This window comes from Enterobacter sp. T1-1, assembly GCF_000710795.1.
GTDB lineage: Bacteria > Pseudomonadota > Gammaproteobacteria > Enterobacterales > Enterobacteriaceae > Enterobacter > Enterobacter cloacae.
Genome location: NZ_JALW01000055.1, coordinates 1 through 18,201, shown reverse-complemented (window position 1 = coordinate 18,201; position 18,201 = coordinate 1). Strand labels below are relative to the sequence as shown.

Genomic DNA, 18,201 nt, shown 5'->3' with positions numbered 1-18,201 from the left:
GACCTCGGCCTGCTGCAGGCGGGTGCGGGTGTGAAGGGGGAATTCGAACAGCGCCTGAAAAACATCATTGAGGCGGTGCAGCAGTCGCTGCTGCCGGTGCTGCTGTTTATTGACGAAGCCCACACCATTATCGGCGCCGGCAACCAGGCGGGTGGCGCGGATGCGGCTAACTTGCTGAAACCCGCGCTCGCGCGTGGCGAACTTAGAACCATCGCCGCGACGACCTGGTCTGAATACAAGCAGTATTTTGAGCGTGATGCGGCGCTGGAACGTCGCTTCCAGATGGTGAAAGTGGATGAGCCGGACGACGACACCGCCTGCCTGATGCTGCGTGGTCTGAAATCACGCTACGCACAGCACCACGGGGTGCACATTACCGATGAGGCCGTCAGGGCGGCGGTCACCCTGTCCAGACGTTACCTGACCGGCCGCCAGCTGCCGGACAAGGCGGTGGACCTGCTGGACACGGCTTCGGCCCGCGTGCGCATGAGCCTTGACACCGTGCCGGAGCCGCTGACCCGGATGAAGGCGCAGCTCACGGCCCTGGCGATGGAAAAGCAGGCGCTGATGGAGGATATCGCGGTGGGCAACACCGCTCCCGGTGAACGTCTGGCGGCCATTGAGCAGGACGAAGTCTGCATCATCGTGGAACTCGACGAACGGGAAACGCAGTACGGCCAGGAGCTGAAACTCACGGAAGAACTGCTCGCCTGCCGCTCGGACATCTCCCGTCAGGCGGAAATTGCCGGTCTGCAACAGCAACTGAGTGAAGTTCAGCAGGGTAACCCGCTGCTGGGGCTGGACGTTGACGTGCGCACCGTCGCCACGGTGATTGCCGACTGGACGGGAGTGCCGCTCTCATCATTAATGAAGGACGAGCAGACGGAGCTGCTGAGCCTGGAAACCAGCCTCGGTAAACGCGTGGTGGGCCAGGATGCGGCGCTGAATGCCATCGCGCAGCGCCTGCGCGCGTCAAAAACCGGGCTTGCGCCGGAGAACGGCCCGCAGGGCGTGTTCCTGCTGACCGGTCCGAGCGGCACCGGCAAGACCGAAACCGCCCTGGCTCTGGCGGACGAACTGTTTGGCGGCGAGAAATCCCTGATAACCATCAACCTCTCCGAATACCAGGAGCCGCACACCGTCTCCCAGCTCAAGGGCTCCCCTCCGGGCTATGTCGGTTTCGGTCAGGGCGGCATCCTGACTGAAGCGGTGCGCAAGCGTCCGTACAGCGTGGTGCTGCTCGATGAAGTGGAGAAGGCGCACCGTGACGTGATGAACCTGTTCTATCAGGTGTTTGACCGGGGCTTTATGCGCGACGGCGAGGGGCGGGAAATTGACTTCCGCAACACAGTGATTCTGATGACCTCCAACCTCGGCAGCGACCACATCATGCAGCTGCTGGATGCACAGCCGGAAGCCACCGAACCGGAGCTGCACGAGCTACTGCGTCCGCTGCTGCGTGACCACTTCCAGCCAGCCTTACTCGCCCGTTTCCAGACGGTGATTTACCGTCCCCTCACGCAGGAAGCCATGCGTACAATTGTCGGGATGAAGCTCGGTCAGGTGAGTCAGCGTCTGGCGCGTCACTATGGTATGACGACCACCATCGATGGATCCCTGTACGACGCGCTGACCGCCGCTTGTCTGCTGCCGGATACCGGGGCGCGCAACGTTGACAGCCTGCTCAATCAGCAGATTCTGCCGGTGCTGAGTCAGCAGCTGCTGACGCATATGGCGGCGGGGCAGAAGCCACAGCACCTGTGGCTTGGCTGGGATGAGGAGGAGGGGATTGTGCTGGCGTTTGATGAAGGAGCGGGCGTATGAGTGATTCTCTGATAAATGATGCAGTGAGTCTGGTAAAGCAACTGCTCGGTCAGTCCCGTTACCGGCTGGACGTTCATGACTGCGCTGAATTTCTTGACGTACTGAAATTCACATCGGTTGAATCCCTCAGCAAGCCCTGGCGGTATGATATCTCCGTGACCTGCTCTTCGCCGGATATCACAAGTGAAGCCGTGCTGTTAAAACCCGCATCCTTTACGTTCCAGACCCCGGTATTTGACGGGACGCCTGCTTTACCTGTGCGTACCGTTTACGGCGTGATTGAGGAATTTGAGCGCAAATCCACATCAAAAGAGGATACCGTTTACGCCCTGGCGCTGGTGCCGCGTATTGCCCTGTTAGCGAAAACGAAGGGCTGTGAAATTTTCCTCAATCAGTCCGTTGTTGAAGTGGTGGAGCAGATCCTGCGTAAACACGGGCTGGAGGGGGCAGACTTTGAATTCCGCCTGTCCCGCGAGTATCCGGTTCGGGAGCTGATTACTCAGTGGCGTGAAACCGACCTGGAGTTTATTGAGCGTCTGCTGGCCGAAGTGGGGATTTTCTGGCGGTTCGAGATGGACAGCCGCCTTGAGCAGGATGTCGTCATTTTCCAGGACTCTCAGGAGCAGTACCAGTTTGGTGTGACCCTCCCGCTACGAAACCCCGCCGGGATGAGTGACAGCGGAAGGGAGAGTATCTGGGATATTCATACCGCGTACCACGTTGTCAGTGGAGGGGTGACAACCCGGGATTACAACTACCGGGAAGCGCTGACGCCGCAGGACAGCACGGTCAGTATCAGCGGAAAGGAAGACATCACAACGGGTGAAACCTACCACTACGCAGAGCCGTTTCTGACAGCCGGTGATACGGAAGGTCCTGAAACCGGCGCGTTCTTTGCCCGTCTGCGCCACGAGCGCATCCTGAATGAGCAGTACACCGTCAGCGGGCGTACCTCCAGCCCGCATCTGGCGCCGGGCCAGGTGCTGGAAACCGATACGGGCCTGCCGGAAATGGTGAAAGACGGAATTGTAATCACCACGGTAAAAGCCAGCGGCTCGCGACAGGACAGCTTTCAGATGAAATTCGACGGTATACCGTACAGCGAAAGCATATCTTACCGTCCGGCATTGCTTAACCGTCCGGTGATTTCCGGCTCACTGCCGGCGCGCGTGGAGAGCGCGCAGAAAGGCGACACTTACGCCTGGCTGGATACGCAGGGGCGTTACCGGGTGAAGCTGGACTTTGACCGCAACAGCAGCGAACAGGGTTACGCTTACCTGTGGCTGCGGCTGGCGAAACCATATGCTGGCGACACTTACGGCTGGCATGCACCGCTGCTTGACGGAACGGAAGTGGCGGTGATGTTTGATAGCGGCGACCCGGACCGGCCGTATATTGCATATGCTCAGCACGACTCTGAACACCCTGACCACGTCACCAGTGATAACCACACGCGCAACGTCCTGCGCACTCCGGCGAATAATAAGCTGCGGCTTGAAGACAGGAGGGGGGAGGAGCATATCAAGCTCGCCACGGAGTACGGGAAAAGTCAGCTTAATATGGGCCATCTGGTTGATGCACAGCGCGAACAGCGTGGTACCGGTTTTGAACTGCGCACGGATGAGTACGGTGCCGTTCGTGCGGCCAGGGGGCTTTTCCTGGCCGCACATGAGCAGCCAAAAGCGCAGGGGCAAGTGCTGGAGATGACTCCGGTGGTGAATCAGATTACCCAGGCCAACAGTCAGATGCAGGCGCTGAACGGTGCTGCCGAAGCCGCCGGCGCGCTGGTCTCCGATATCAGCACCCAGGTCAGCCTGGTTACGGGCAGGCTGAAAGACCTTCAGTCGTCTGTGATACTGGCAAGCGCCCCGCAGGGGGTGGCACTGACCTCCGGTGAACATCTCCAGCTGACCAGCACGAAGAACACCATGATTAACGCCGGCGAGCATCTGGATTTCGGCGCTATGCAGAACCTGTCCGTGACGGTAGAAAAGGCGCTGGGGTTGTTTGTGCATAAGGAGGGGGCGAAGCTGGTTGCGAATCAGGGGGATATTGAAGTTCAGGCACAGCACAACACCATGTCGTTGTTTTCTGAAAAAAAGATGACCGTGACCAGCAGCGAAGACGAAATCATCATTACCACGCCGAAAACCTTAACGCTGAACGGCGGCGGGTCATATCTTAAGCTGAGCAAGAACGGGATAGAGCATGGCTCTGAAGGGATGATGATAATGAAAGTGGCTAATTACCTGGTGCCTGGCACAGGGGCGTCAATGAAAAATGTCACACAAGTATTTAAGAAAACCAGTCTCGAGCAGGTTCTTTCTACAGAAGAACAGCAAGATGAAAATTCACAACCACCAATGCAGCGGCGCGGAAGATTTTCCCGATAAGGAGTGCCTATGAAAATTTGCTATCCCATCAGGAACACAAGTGGTCAGGAGTTTCGCTCGCTGGATGAAGTCATGCGTCTTGTCGACGATGAAGCTCACGGAACATGGCTATTGGGTGCAAATAGACAGTGGCATGGCGGGATCCATATCAGTGATGTCTCTAATCCCTTCTCGGCCCTGAACCCGGATGCACTCAATACCGGAGAACCTGTACCACTCCAGTTTATGGCTGACGGCACTGTGGTTGCGTACCGGTTAAACAATGAGTATCTCACTGCCCCATACTGTGGGCAACAGCTACGTTACAGCAGTAGTTTTGTGCTGGTTAAATCGCTGTGTAAACCGGATCCGCAAAAAGAAAAAAGCTGGCTGGAATTTTACAGTCTGTATATGCATCTTGCCCCGGTTGCCGATTATCCGGCTTCTCCCTGTTATAAAGTCAGGGACGGGCACAGCGGCATACTGTTACGTCAGTATAAAAACGGGCAGAACGGTATGCCGGAGGGCGAGCCGGACAACGGTGAGGCCGGAAAATATCCTGCGCCAGCCAAAACGAAGAAGAACCTTAAGGCAGGTGACCGTTTTATCTCTTCCCGGACGGGGCGTTTTTATGTCACGAAGAAGGGAAAAACAACCCTGACAACTTTTGGGCTGGTCCGTTTACTGAAAAATAATATTCCGGGAAAAGAGCAGTACTGGGTAACGCTGGATCCTGAACTGATGGAACCGGACGGAGAAATACAGGGGTTGATGCCTGAATGGATGCAGAAGGCGAAGCAAAAAGGTGTTTTTGATTCTGTAGAACTGACAGGGGAAACGGAAGAATGGAAGGTCAGCGCCGGAGCGCCTGTCGGATTTATGGGGTGTACGGAATCCCCGGGAGAGGGAAGTCGGCTTGTGGACAGGGAATGGTTTGTTCATCTGGAAGTGCTGAGTACAGACAGCAGGATGCCCGGTTTTTTGGCCAATCCGGAATGCGTGAAGGGCGATAAAAAGTCAGTTCTGGCATCAAAAGGAAAGCTCCTGTTTACCCGGCAGGATGCAACAGGGCAACCGGTATTTACCCCGATATCAGCCAGACTGAGCGCACAGTGCCTGCTCACACGGGGAGCAACAACACCCGTTGCGGATGAATCACAGAACTGGTGGTACAAAATTACCGGGAGTGGCTGGTTACCGCAAAGTGATGTTGAAGAAGTGAATCAGTATGATTTACTGAAGCTCGGGTTTCAGGCGCTGGAAGAAGACTGTGGTGGTGATATGATGGACAGCCCGTATGAAAGCTGGGTGCCTCAGTCGTTTGAGGCAATAAGCCGTTCAGCAGAACAGGGCGCGGGATATCAGTACGGTCTGGTGCCGCCATTTTATCGTGATCTGATGGCGGAGATGGACAGCAACCGTGACGGGAAAATTACTGCAGAAGAAATCAGACAGGCGCTGGCAGTGCGCGATCCGCTGGTGAAGAATGTGGTGAATCGTCTGGCGGTAAAACATCACAGCGAATGGAGTAAGGGGCGTTCAACGGGGCGCTGGGAAGGGTTTTACGAAGATCTGGATTCACTGGAGGTTGGGTACTGTGAAAAATGGCAGGCGGATCTGGAGTGGATGAGCAGGGTTCCGCCGTTTGATAAAGATGAGGCCGTGTGGCATTTTCATCCGATCGAGTTTTTATCTGCGCTAAAAACGGAAGAGGACTGCGCAAAATTAATCTGGGGTGAAGTGGTAAACCAGAGATTAGGTGCTGCTAAGGCTTGTGAATTCAGGAAAAAAGTTGTCAAGATATGTGCTGAAATGTGGGGAGAGAAAGATAAAATAAGATATGCTGATGTTTTAATGGGATGTATGTCTGTTGAAACGAATCGAATGTTCACATCTTCTATTGTAGCTTACAGAAAAGCGCGCCATAAAAATGGTGATATTATATTTATTTCCAGTAAGTCGGGCACTAGACCTAAAATTGAACTTCATGTATTTACTAAAGAGGAAATAATTAAAGATAAAAGTATAGTAGAGAAAAGTGCAGTAGGGTTGATTCAGTTCACTTCTATAGCAGTACAACAAATAAATATAACTCACAATCTATCTTTGACTAAAATGCAGCTTGCACTTATGGACGAGATTGAACAGCTAGATTATGTGAAGTTATATTTTACTTCAAACAAAGAAAAGTTTGATCAAATAAAAAGCCCTGAAGATGTTTATACCTTTATATTCTGTCCTGAAGGTGTAGGGAAGCCGAATGATGCAGTTCTGTATTCAAAGGTGGACAATGAGAAAGCATATGGCAGAAATGCCAGTTTAGACTCTACAGAACATGGAAACAAAGGGAATAATGATGGTTTGATACAAAAAAGTGAATTACTTGCAAGGTTGAGTGTTTTGATTGCCGAAGGGGAAAGATATAAGAACCAGTGTTCATGTATAGTTCAGAAAAATAATAATCCAGATTGGATGCCAATTGCAATATCAGAATATAATAAATATAAAGATTTAATTGAGTCCGATTCTGTGTTAAATGATAAAATTAAGATATACCATGACACAACTAACGCTAAGGGCAAAGATGGTGAGACCTCATGGTGCTCTTCATTTGTAAACTGGTGCTTTACACAGACTGAGTATGCTCCATTAGCTACGAAGAGTGCTTTGGCGTATTCTTGGGGCATGGGTTCTTGGCAAAATGGTGAGGTTGTAGATAAGCCCTTCTATGGAGCTATTGCTGTGATGAAATATAGCCACGTTGGATTTGTTTGCGGCATTAATGCTCAGGGTCGACTACTTATACTAGGAGGAAATCAGGGCGGTGGGCGAGAAGGAACTGCAAATTGCATTTCTATCCGAGCCAACTCGATAACAGCTGTTAAGTATTTTATGAAGCCAAAAGGTTATAACGTTAGGCCAGAAGATTATGATTTAGAAATTATGAAGGTTTCTGGACCTGATTCAAGTTATTCTGATACACATTAAGGGCAATGAATGAAAATAATATCGTTTTTTTTGCTATTCGTGTCTATCCCTTCAATTGCTGATGAGTTGATATATTCTAATTATTTTAGGGGTTTTACAAAGGCATTTACGCCCCCGATTATTTCAGTGAATGATTATTCAAGTTTATCTTCTTATAAACTTCACCCTGAACTATTTATTGATTTCGGGAAATCCCCTCCGGAATCATTTGGTAACAACGATTTGCATAATTCAAATGTTATATTTAATGGTGCGGCATCAAAAAAGTTCTTTATCAATTTTGTCAACTCCACTTTTCTGAATGGTGACGCTTTGGATGGAAATATAAAAAAGTTTACTGACAAAAATGGGAGTTATTCTTTTCGGGTGAAAATAAAAAATGGGCGGATCGTTATTTTTGAAAACATGCTCATTTCTGCTCCGGAGAATATGACTGCTGAATTTAGTTGTTCATATACGTTTGATACTACAAATAAAGATCCATTAAAGTTAACTGACGTGTTTTGTGCCGGTTAAAGAGGAGGATGGATGGTCAACCTGATATCAAGTATTGTATTCTTTATAACGTTTTTATTTACCTGCGCTTCAAGTGCCTCAGAACTTACTCGCTCTGATGAGAAATATTTCTTTGAAATGAATGGTGAAACGTTATCTGATGGTTCACAAGTTTATATGCGATATGATGTGGATATGTTTTACGGACAAAAAAAAGCGCATGTCAGGATAACTACATGGCATGCACCCGTCTCATGTGATGGTGATTATAATATAAAAAAAAATAATAAAGAATATATTTTAATCTATACAGGTGGTGATGATGGGTGTGTGTATCCGTCACCTCAATTCCAAATTAAGCAAAAAGGAAACCATATGTATATTAAAGGAGAGCCTCTCGTTTATGGTCAGGGGGGGTGGTTGAGAATGACACGGAGGAACAAATAATATTTAGATAATATTAACAGGTGATATGAAAAATAAATCCCAACAGAGGAATAAATATGTTGCAAATTATTCGAAAAGGCGACAAAACCACGCACGGTGGTTCAGTAATGACCTGTTCCGAAACCATAATTTTTGGTGGAATTGGCGTGGCACGTAAAGGCGACAGGGTTTCCTGCCCGATACCTGGGCATGGTCCGACAACGATCATCGAAGGTAATCCCAACTATTTGGATAATGGTATCCCTGTTGCTTTTCACGGCCACAGGTGCGGTTGCGGCTGCACTTTGATCAGTTCTTTTGTTCCTGCAAAGGTTGGTTGAACATGCCCGTCTGGCTGGACGCCATTCCCGAAAAAGCGCCGAAAGTTATGCGCCCCAATCCCCGGCGCTGGTTGCTGTTTCTGGCACTTATGCTGGTGGCTGGTATCACGTTAACGCTCTGGCAATGGACCTCAAGTAGAAACGGATTCATTTTCTGGTTTACTGCGCTGGGGCTACCATTTTGTTTATGGGGAGTGCTCTTTTCCCTGCGTCGATTCGCGTACAAAGCGGAACAGGTAGGGGCTGAATCCCGTAATGCTGAGCGGGAAGCGCTGATTCAGCAGGAAATCCGCCGTGGTCAGCGTTGCGGCTGGATGCTGGGTTATCACATTCAGCATCCCGCAGGAAATAAGCCCGGAGCATTGCTGCAGACGGCGAGCCATACTATGCCCATAGTGCATTTCTCAACGCCGCGGGGCAGTAAAGTCACTGTCAGATATGCAGCCCTGACAGGATTTCAGGTCGACCTGGAGGCTGAAATAATTGCCACCACCTCAACACTTGCCGCTCGGGTGCAGGATATTACCGCAACACTCCCGACGGATATTCTCTGCTGCCTGATGCTGGACTGTGATGACGATATCAGGCAATGCGTTGAGTCACATCTCAAAAAAGAACTTGCTGCCAAAACAGGGAGAAGCTTCAGACTCCTGTCTGGCAAAGGTCTGTCGGCGTTTGATACCTGGCTGGACCTGCGCTGGGAAAAGCCGGGCATTCTTGCAGCTGTGACATTCTCGGTACCAGCGTACCCCAGTCAGGGTGACGCCGATGCCATCACACTGGTGGTGCTCTGCAACCGAAAGGCTGCTGATTATCCTCACGCAGTGTGCCTGCACCGCCCGGAAAAAGGCAAAGAGCCCGCGCTGGTAAAAACGCTGAACCGGGCACTGCTTTGGGCCGACACAGACCCTGAATCACTGAAAGCTGCCTGGCATACAGGACCAGCCCTTGCCAGCGGGAGCGGGTGGAACAAAGCTTGTGAAGATAACGGAGTGACATTCAGCCTGTCAGATGACAATCGCAGTATTGATTACGCTATGGGATATGCCGGGCGAGCCGCTCCCTGGCTTGTCATTATTCTTGCTTCTGTCGCATGTCACGATAATGGCTCACAAATCATCGCAGCCCAATCAGCTGCAGACGAAGAAGATGTCTGGGTAGCCGTCGTTAATAAAAAAGGCGTTCGTAAGGAAAATCAAGGGAATGGCTAAAGTAAAAGTCAAAACGCTCATTGGCGCAACGGCTGGAGTTCTGTTTTTTTTGACAGCGACAGTCGCATTTCTTTTTTATGCGTTCCCGCAATGGCTGGCATCTGCCACCGGACTGGGACCATATGATGGACAGCGCATCCTGACATTTTGCGCATTGTTGAATGCAGCCATATTCCTGTTGGGATGGATGACTGAAAAAGCGTTCAGCTATGCGGGGAAAGCGGGTCTTTATCTTCACTGGGGAGATAGCCAACGGCAGGCCATGGCTCAGTCAGCAGAGATTCCGTCTGCTGACGGTGATGGGCAGGAAGCTATTTTCAGTGATGAACAGATGTCAGTACATCTGGAGATGCGATATGGCCGTCGCTGGCGGTCTAAGGTCCGGATCCTGCTTGTGCAGGGTAATGCTGACGAGGCGGAAAAAGCAGCCCCCGGACTTTGTCACGATCTCTGGCAGGAAGGTGATGGCAATATTCTGGTATATGGCGGCGATGCTCAGTCTCTTCCCGACGAGCTTTTCCTGTCCCGGTTAAAACGCCTGCGTCCCGGCAAACCTGTGGATGGCATCATCCATGTGATGGATACCGCAGTGTTGCCGACTGATACAGAGCGCGATGCGTTTTTACGGTGTCGCCAGAAAGCCGATTACCTTCTGGGGTGGCAGGCTCCGGTCTGGCTATGGCTGACTGACAAGGCAGCCACATCCGGCGATCAGGCGGAACCTGTGGCGACCGGCGCGTTATTTGGCCCCGGTGTGACCGCGCAGGATGTTCTCAGTACGCTGGATACGCTGGTTCCGCATTTACGCCAGGTCGGGATGTCTCAGGTGCTGAATAATCCGCATCATAACTGGCTGCTGCAACTCTCGTCCCGTCTGCAGGGGGACCTGAAGGCAGGCCTGCACGCCCTGTTTGACGGGCTGTTACAGGGCTCTGCTGCTTATCGGCTCCGGGGCGTGATATTCAGCCATGAACTGGCCGTTGCCGGTTCAGTACCCAATGCCCGGCTTGATACTCCCGGCTGGAAAGCCGTTATTGATGACTGCTCTACCATCCGCGCCAGAAAGTTGAACTTCGACTGGCTTAAAGGGCTGCGTTTACTGGTGCTTGCCCTGAGTGTCCTCTGGGGAGCCGGTACACTGCTGTCGCTTGCCGTCAACCGGGCGCAGATATACCAGGCTCAGAGTACCGCCCGTCTTGCCGCGGATACTGAAAGTCCTCTGACAGAGCGTCTGCGTAACCAGCTTGTGCTCCAGCAGGCGATTGCCAGAATGCAGAACCGGGAAGCAACCGGTGCGCCCTGGTACACCCGCTTTGGACTCAATCAGGACCACGACACGCTGGTGGCCCTGTGGCCTCTGTATGCCCGTAATAATGCGCTGCTGATACGAGATGTCACGGCTATCCACCTGAAACAGCAGCTTCAGGCTTTTGTTAATCTTCCTCCGGCCAGCGAAGCCCGTATGCAGGGAACACAACGGGCTTACGATGTGCTCAAAAGTTACCTGATGATGGCCAGACCGGACAAAGCTGATGCCGGATGGCTGGCGCAACATGTGCTGACGGCCTGGCCGAAACGGCAGGGTATATCAGATGGAGCCTGGCAGGAACTGGCACCAAAACTGCTGGGCTTTTACGCCCAGAACCTGCCGTCACATCCGGAATGGAAAATTAAGCCTGATGCCGGACTTGTCACGACCGTGCGTCAGATCCTCCTTAAACAGATTGGCCAGCGTAATGCTGAATCCGGGCTGTATCAGGACATGCTGAAGCGCGTTGCCAGCAACTGGCCGGATCTCACGCTTGCCGATATGACCGGCGACACGGATGCCTCCTCCGTCTTCAGCACAGAAGAAGTGGTGCCGGGCATGTTTACCCGCCAGGCCTGGGAAGAGCAGGTACAGGATGCTATTAACGATGTGGTCAAAACCCGTCGCGACGAAATTGACTGGGTTCTGACGGATAAAACCCGTCAGCCGGGGAGCGATATCGCACCCGAAGCGCTGAAGGCCAGGCTGACCGAACGTTACTTTACCGATTTTGGCAATGCCTGGCTGAATATGGTCAACAGCATTCAGTGGCAGGAAGCGACTTCGCTGTCAGAAGCCATTGCCCAGCTCAGCCTGATCGGCGATGTGCGTCAGTCACCCCTGGTGGCGCTGATGAACACCCTGAACTACCAGGGAAAAACAGGCGAGAAGGGCGAAGCGCTGGCGGATTCGATAGTGGATTCGGCGAAAAAACTGGTTGGCCGGAAAAAATATGCCCGTCCGTTCATCGAACAGGCACAGGGGCCGAAAGGACCGCTGGATAACGTGTTTGGTCCGCTGACGGGGTTCATGGAGGGAAAAGAGGGCACCGGACGTAACGGTAACCTGAGTTTCCAGTCCTGGCTTGCTCGCGTGACGCAGGTGCGCCTCAAGCTCCAGCAGGTCACCAGTGCGCTGGATCCGCAGGCGATGTCCCAGATGCTGGCCCAGACAGTCTTCCAGGGCAAGGCTACCGACCTGACCGATACGCGTGACTACAGCAGTCTGGTGGCGGCGAGCCTGGGTCAGGAGTGGAACGGATTCGGTCAGTCACTGTTTGTGCAGCCGCTGGATCTGGCCTGGCGACAGGTGCTGACTCCGGCGGCAGGAAGCCTTAATACCCGCTGGCAGACGACCATTGTCGATCAGTGGAACAAAGCCTTTGCCGGTCGCTATCCGTTTAAAGCCACCGGCAGTGATGCCTCACTGCCTTTACTGGCGCAGTTCCTGCGCAGTGATTCAGGTCGCATCGCCACGTTCCTGAAAACCAGCCTCGGCGGCATTCTTCATCAGGAAGGGAACCGCTGGGTGGTGGATCCTTCAGCAAGTCAGGGGATGGAGGTGAACCCGGATTTCCTCCGGGCCATTAACCAGCTGGCTGAACTGTCGGATATCGTTTTTGCCCAGGGGGATGCGAACGTTCACTTCGAACTGATGGCGCGTCCTTCCCGCGATGTGGCCCGCATGCAGCTGACGCTTGACGAGCAGAATCTGGACTTCTTTAACCAGATGGAAAGCTGGCAGAGCTTTACCTGGCCGGGAAACACGTACTACCCAGGAGTGAACCTCCGCTGGCGCAGTGTTAACAGCGGGATGCAGCTTTACACCAGCAACCAGGGCAACTGGGGATTCATTCGCCTGCTGGATAAAGCCCTGATCACCCCCCTTGATGCGAGCCGAATGCAAATGGTGTGGATAGCGCCGGACGGTAATCCACTGAAGTTTGTGATGCGCAGCGAACTGGGTGATGGTCCGCTTGCATTGCTGAAGCTCCAGGGGTTTACGCTGCCTGAAAACATATTTACGGTTGCTGCCAGCGCTGAAGACGTTGAATAAAGATGAGACAAGGAAAAACATGAGTTCTCCGGAAGCCCTGTTAGCGGCATGCGCCACAAATCAGGAAGAACAACAGAAACTTATCGAAAGCGCCTCCGTCACCCTGTCACTCTGGGATAACTGGTTAAAACCTGTCAGACCTGAGACGGAAACGGGTGACGATCCGGCCTATGACGACAATTTCCAGCTGATGCGCGAAGAAATTAATAAGCTCTCGGGGACCGATCCGGAGCTGCTTTGTAGGCTGGCGGAAAAGATACTGTGTGAAAGCGCCAAAGATATCCGCGTCGTCACCTGGTATATCCAGGCCCGACTGAGCGTTGACGGTGAGAAAGGGCTGGCAGAAGGGGTATTGCTTCTGGTCGCGATGCTGTCCCGCTACGGCAAACGCTGTCACCCGCTGCGCGCTAATGCCAGGAAATCTGCCCTGGAATGGCTAAACAGTTCAAAAATGCTGGATACACTTTCGCGCTGGCCGGAAGTGGATCGGGATGATGCCGGACTGACTGCGGGGGCTGTCAGTCTGCTGGCAGCGAGCGTTGCTGACTGGCCTGAAGATGAAAAACCGTCCTTTACCGGTCTCTGTACCACCCTGGATAATCGCCTTGCGCGTTCCGGCGGGGTGGAGGTACTTATACCCCAGAACAGCAGCATTCAGGAAACCGGACGCGACACCGTCTTATCTCCGTCGCCACAACTGACGGCCGTGAAATCCGGGCGTGATTTGCTCGATCAGGCAAGGCTACTTTCCGACTGGCTGGGTGAACAACCGCAGGGATGGCTGGCCTCTCACCGGCTGATAAAAACCATTCGCTGGGATACGGTTGATCAGATCCCGCCGCTGGACAGCGCTGGCCGTACCCGGCTGCTCCCGCCTAAACCCGAGTACCGGGCGCAGCTGAAACGTCTGTATCTGCAGAAAAACTGGACTGAGCTGATCGAACAGGCCAGCCAGATGTACTGCGAAGCGGTGAACCATTTCTGGCTCGATCTGCAGTGGTATCTCTGGCAGGGTCTCAGTCATGCGGGGCAGCCGTGGGAGAACCAGGCGGAATCTGTTCTGCTGGATCTCCGGCTGCTCCTCAGACGCCTGCCCGGGCTTGAAGGACTGGCATGGAATGACGGTACCCCGTTTGCCGATGAGGTGACCACGGGCTGGATAGCGGAAAAGGTACACGAAGAGGGGCTGTCATTTGCCAGTGATCGGGTAACACCCGCCACCGGGCATGAGGACGATATGCTGTTACTGGAAGCCGAAGCGATGGAAAAGGGCGACAGCGAAGGTCCCGAAGCCGCACTCGCCTGGCTCCAGTCCCGGCCGGGAACGGACACCCCGCGCCAGCGCTGGCTGGTGCGCCTGCTGATGGCCCGGGTGGCCGAGCAGTATGGCCGCAACGAGATGGCACTGCATCTGCTGGGGGAACTGACGGCCTCCGCCCCGCAGCTGACGCTGGCGGACTGGGAGCCGGGCCTGCTGTTCGAGGTTCAGGCCCGCCGCCTGAAACTGCTGCGCATGAAAGCCGGCCGCAGCGAATCTGATAAAGCCCGGCTGATGCCCGAGATGGACGCGCTGCTGGCAGGGCTGATTGCCATCGATCCGGCCCGGGCCATGGTGCTGTGTGGCTAGAACTTACTTGTTAACAATCAGGAATACCGTGCATGGATGACTTAACCCTGCGCTATTACGAGGCCGAAATGCGCTATCTGCGTGAGGCCGGAAAAGAATTTGCTCGTGCCCATCCGGATCGGGCGGCAATGCTCAACCTGGATAAACCCGGTGCACGTGATCCCTACGTAGAGCGCCTGTTTGAAGGCTTTGCCTTCCTGATGGGCCGACTGCGTGAAAAACTCGATGATGACTTGCCGGAGCTGACTGAGGGGCTGGTCAGCCTGTTATGGCCGCACTACATGCGGACCATCCCGTCGCTTGCCATCGTTGAGTTTACGCCGGACTGGCGGAATCTGCGTCAGACAGAGACGCTGGCCGAAGGGTTTTCGGTGCTGTCGCGCCCGGTGGGGCCGCACAAAACCGCCTGTCAGTACCGCACCACGCGGGATGTTCCCCTGCAACCCCTGCACCTTGCCGGTGCGCGTCTGCATACCGAAACGGATGGTCGTTCGGCCATCCGCCTGCGTTTTGAGTGTCCGGAAAAAGTGGACTGGAGCAATGCCGGGCTTGAGAAAGTCACTATTTTCCTGAATGCCGAAAGTCCGGTCAGTTCAGCCCTGCATCTGGCGATGACCCGTCGTGTTCACGCGATGTATGCCCGTCACGCCGGAACTCACACGGAGCGGCACAAGTTTGACGGCTGGTGCAGGCCGGTGGGCTTTGATGACAATGACGGCCTGTGGAAAAAAAGCGACACGGCCTTTAGCGGCTACCAGCTGCTGCTGGAATATTTCAGCTTCCGTCCGAAGTTTATGTTTGTGGAGCTGCGCGGCCTTGACACACTCGGACTGACGGCGGCCAGCACCTGGTTTGAAATCGACATGGTGCTCAGTGAGGCCTGGTCGCCCGATCTGCCGTTTGAGACAGACAATTTCCGTCTGCACTGCGCGCCGGTGATTAATCTCTTCACGCTCGAGGCAGATCCGCTGACGCTCAGTCCGCTGGAAAATGAGTATCTGCTGCGGCCGCTGCGCCTCCAGGACGGGCACACCGAAATTTACAGCGTGGATAATATCCACGGCGCGGTAAAACTCGGCAAGCACCCGTATGTTCCGTTCACCAGCTTCCGGCACCGGGGCGGCATGATGCGCCACGATGCTCCGGAGCGCTACTACCACACACGCGTTAAGCGCGGCGCGTCCGGTCTTTATGACACCTGGCTTATCCTCGGTGGACGTTCATTCGAGCTGGATCAACTGGCCGAAAAACCGGAATCGCTCTCCATGCGGATCACTGGCACCAACGGGCAGCTCCCGCGTAAGGCGCTCGAAAGCACCCTGCTGGACAGGGTGGTGAAAGTCGGCAAAGTTCCGGTCAGGGTACTGAACGTCACGGCTCCCACCATGCCCCTGTATCCCCCAGCAAACGACCGGTTCCACTGGCGGGTAATGAGCCATCTCGGCTCAAACTTCCTCAGCATGATGGATAACCCCGAAGTGCTGCGCGGCACGCTGGCGCTGTATGACTGGACTGACGATGAAATGAACCGCCGTCGCCTTGAGGCCATCGTTGCGGTGAAGCACACGCTGATCCGCCGCTTTGAAAAAGGTTTTATGCTGCGGGGCGTAGATATCGAGGTCACGCTAAACATGGACAACTTTGCAGGCGAGGGCGATGTGAACCTGTTCGGCGAGATGCTGCACCGTTTCTTTGCGCTCTATGCGGATATTCACCTTTTTAACCAGCTCACGCTGGTACTGCAACCGACAGGGAAACGACTGAGATGGCGCGAGAATCACAGCCAGTACGTACCGGGCTGACGTTAACCCTCAATAAGGACATCTGGCAGGCTAACTTTTATCGTTTCTGCCAGTTGCTGGAGCAGGAGCATCCGGATGCACCAAAGCTCGGCGCGACCAGCCATCCCGGTGACGATCCGGTGCGTTTCCGACCCTGGCCGGGGATGGGGTTCCCGGTCACCGAACTGCGGACGGTTGAGACCAATGAGGACAATCCCGGGTTACCCCCGACCGTGCGCACCACCTTTCTGGGAATGTACGGCGTGGATTCACCGCTGCCGGGCTCGTATCTGGATGATATCGCGCAGCGTCGTGAGGGATACGAGGCGGTCACGTCGTTTCTGGACATCTTTAGTCACCGTATCACCACGCAGTATTACCGGATCTGGCGTAAATATGCCTACCCGGCCACTTTTGAGGCGGGCGGTAAAGATGCGACATCCCAGTGCCTGCTGGGACTGGTCGGTCTGGGTATTCCCGGCACGGCGGAACATGTGGAAACGCCCGTTTCCCGCTTTCTGGCGCTGCTCGGCACCATGCGGCTGCCCACCCGCAATGTGGAAGGTATCCGGGCGCTGGTCAACCTGCTAGCCCCGCATACCCGTGTGGTTATCACCGAACCTGACCCGGTTACCGTGCATATTGAAAACCGCACCGGGCTGGACACCGGCAACCGTGTCCGTCTTTCACAGCGGGCAACGCTTGGCAAAACCGCCAGGGAAGCTTGCAGCAGGGTGCGGGTGACGCTTGTCACGGAAGATCCTGATGAAGCCGAAGGCTGGTTACCCGGTGGTCAGCTCCATACCGACCTGCTGGTGCTGATGCGGGTTTATCTGGGTTACCGCAGCGATGCACGGCTGTGTCTTACCGTACCGGTCCGGTTGTTGCCAGATCCCCGGCTGGGTAAAGGCCGGCGAATACAGCTGGGCCGCACCGGCCTGCTCGGCCTGAAGGACGGCAGGCTCAGCGATAACCGGGAGACTCTCACGGTGAGTCTGGGCTGCTATAAAGGTCTGAACTGCCGGGCGTTACCGCCCGCTGAAGGCGGTCATTACCGTTTCGATTAATTGCGTACTTTCCCTCTTCAAAAGGAATGTTGAATGACAACAGTCACCCCCTGGCGGGCGCTGACGCTAATCGCCTGCGCCCTGCTGACAGGCTGTGGCCTGACCCAGACCGTGACGGACGGTACCGTCAGTCTCACTAAATCCATCTTTTACAAGAAAATTAAAACGCTGCATCTGGATTTCACCCCCCGTACCGCGGCGAATGCAGACGGCGCCCAGACGCCGCTGGCCACCATGGTACGGGTTTACCAGCTGAAAGACCGCCAGGCAGTCGATAGTGCTGATTATCAGGCTCTGTTGCGCAATGCTGATACGGTACTGAAAGACGATGTACTGGCCTCAAAAGCCTTGCTGGTGATGCCCAAAGGCAGCGTGACGCTCAATATGCCAATGGATGAAGACGCACAGTTCGTCGCCGTGGTGGGGCTGTTCAACCGCCCGGACATGCAGGACAACCGCTGGCGTCTGGTGCTCACGCGGGATGACCTCGACCCGGATAAACCCCGCACCATTGAACTGGGTGACGGCTGGCTCAGTCTGGTGTCGGTAAAGGAGTGATGTGATGGACAAGGACAACTGGCTGGCTTTGTTTGACGGGCAGCCGCGCTATCTGCTGGAGATTAACGACAGCCCGGTAAAAGCGGATGTGCTGAAATTCACCGGGCACGAAGCCCTGAGCGAGCCCTTTCGCTGGACCATCGATTT

Annotated in this window: 12 protein-coding genes; all 12 read left to right on the top strand. The window is 54.2% G+C overall.

The genetic code is table 11. The annotated features are described in order from the left end of the window. A partial coding sequence (locus tag AK59_RS0118310; RefSeq protein ID WP_029883458.1) for an AAA family ATPase occupies positions 1-1,824 on the top strand: 1,824 nt, incomplete at its 5' end. Then, positions 1,821-4,217: a type VI secretion system Vgr family protein gene (locus AK59_RS0118305; protein WP_050491991.1), complete on the top strand. Its 2,397-nt coding sequence runs from the start codon at positions 1,821-1,823 to the stop codon at positions 4,215-4,217. The genes AK59_RS0118310 and AK59_RS0118305, both read left to right, overlap by 4 nt. A 9-nt stretch (positions 4,218-4,226) precedes the next feature. Next, the gene (locus AK59_RS1000000125295) at positions 4,227-7,184 is read left to right on the top strand and encodes a CHAP domain-containing protein (protein WP_231501500.1); all 2,958 of its coding nucleotides are present in this window, start codon (positions 4,227-4,229) and stop codon (positions 7,182-7,184) included. Positions 7,185-7,193: 9 nt separating this feature from the next. Beyond that, entirely contained in the window at positions 7,194-7,700 is a 507-nt protein-coding gene (locus tag AK59_RS0118295; protein ID WP_029883455.1) for a hypothetical protein, read from the top strand. Positions 7,701-7,712: 12 nt separating this feature from the next. Next, positions 7,713-8,126: a hypothetical protein gene (locus AK59_RS0118290; RefSeq protein WP_029883454.1), complete on the top strand. Its 414-nt coding sequence runs from the start codon at positions 7,713-7,715 to the stop codon at positions 8,124-8,126. A 56-nt stretch (positions 8,127-8,182) separates the two neighbouring features. Continuing rightward, a complete protein-coding gene (locus AK59_RS1000000124590) occupies positions 8,183-8,446 on the top strand; it encodes a PAAR domain-containing protein (protein WP_072007038.1) in 264 nt (87 codons plus the stop codon). A 2-nt stretch (positions 8,447-8,448) separates the two neighbouring features. Continuing rightward, complete coding sequence (locus AK59_RS0118285) at positions 8,449-9,657, top strand: hypothetical protein (protein WP_029883453.1); 1,209 nt, start codon at positions 8,449-8,451, stop codon at positions 9,655-9,657. Further along, complete coding sequence (locus AK59_RS0118280; RefSeq protein WP_029883452.1) at positions 9,650-13,021, top strand: ImcF-related family protein; 3,372 nt, start codon at positions 9,650-9,652, stop codon at positions 13,019-13,021. Before AK59_RS0118285 ends, AK59_RS0118280 begins: the two co-directional genes overlap by 8 nt. A 19-nt stretch (positions 13,022-13,040) precedes the next feature. After that, on the top strand, positions 13,041-14,648 hold the full coding sequence (tssA, locus tag AK59_RS0118275; protein ID WP_029883451.1) for a type VI secretion system protein TssA: 1,608 nt from the start codon (positions 13,041-13,043) through the stop codon (positions 14,646-14,648). 32 nt (positions 14,649-14,680) lie between these two features. After that, positions 14,681-16,450 (top strand): type VI secretion system baseplate subunit TssF, encoded by a 1,770-nt coding sequence (gene tssF / locus AK59_RS0118270; protein WP_029883450.1) that lies wholly within the window; start codon positions 14,681-14,683, stop codon positions 16,448-16,450. Next, positions 16,414-17,496: a type VI secretion system baseplate subunit TssG gene (gene tssG / locus AK59_RS0118265; RefSeq protein ID WP_029883449.1), complete on the top strand. Its 1,083-nt coding sequence runs from the start codon at positions 16,414-16,416 to the stop codon at positions 17,494-17,496. The genes tssF and tssG overlap by 37 nt, the downstream gene beginning before the upstream one ends. Positions 17,497-17,529: 33 nt before the next feature. Next, positions 17,530-18,054, top strand: a complete 525-nt coding sequence (tssJ, locus tag AK59_RS0118260) for a type VI secretion system lipoprotein TssJ (protein WP_029883448.1) — start codon at positions 17,530-17,532, stop codon at positions 18,052-18,054. Positions 18,055-18,201 lie beyond the last annotated feature (147 nt).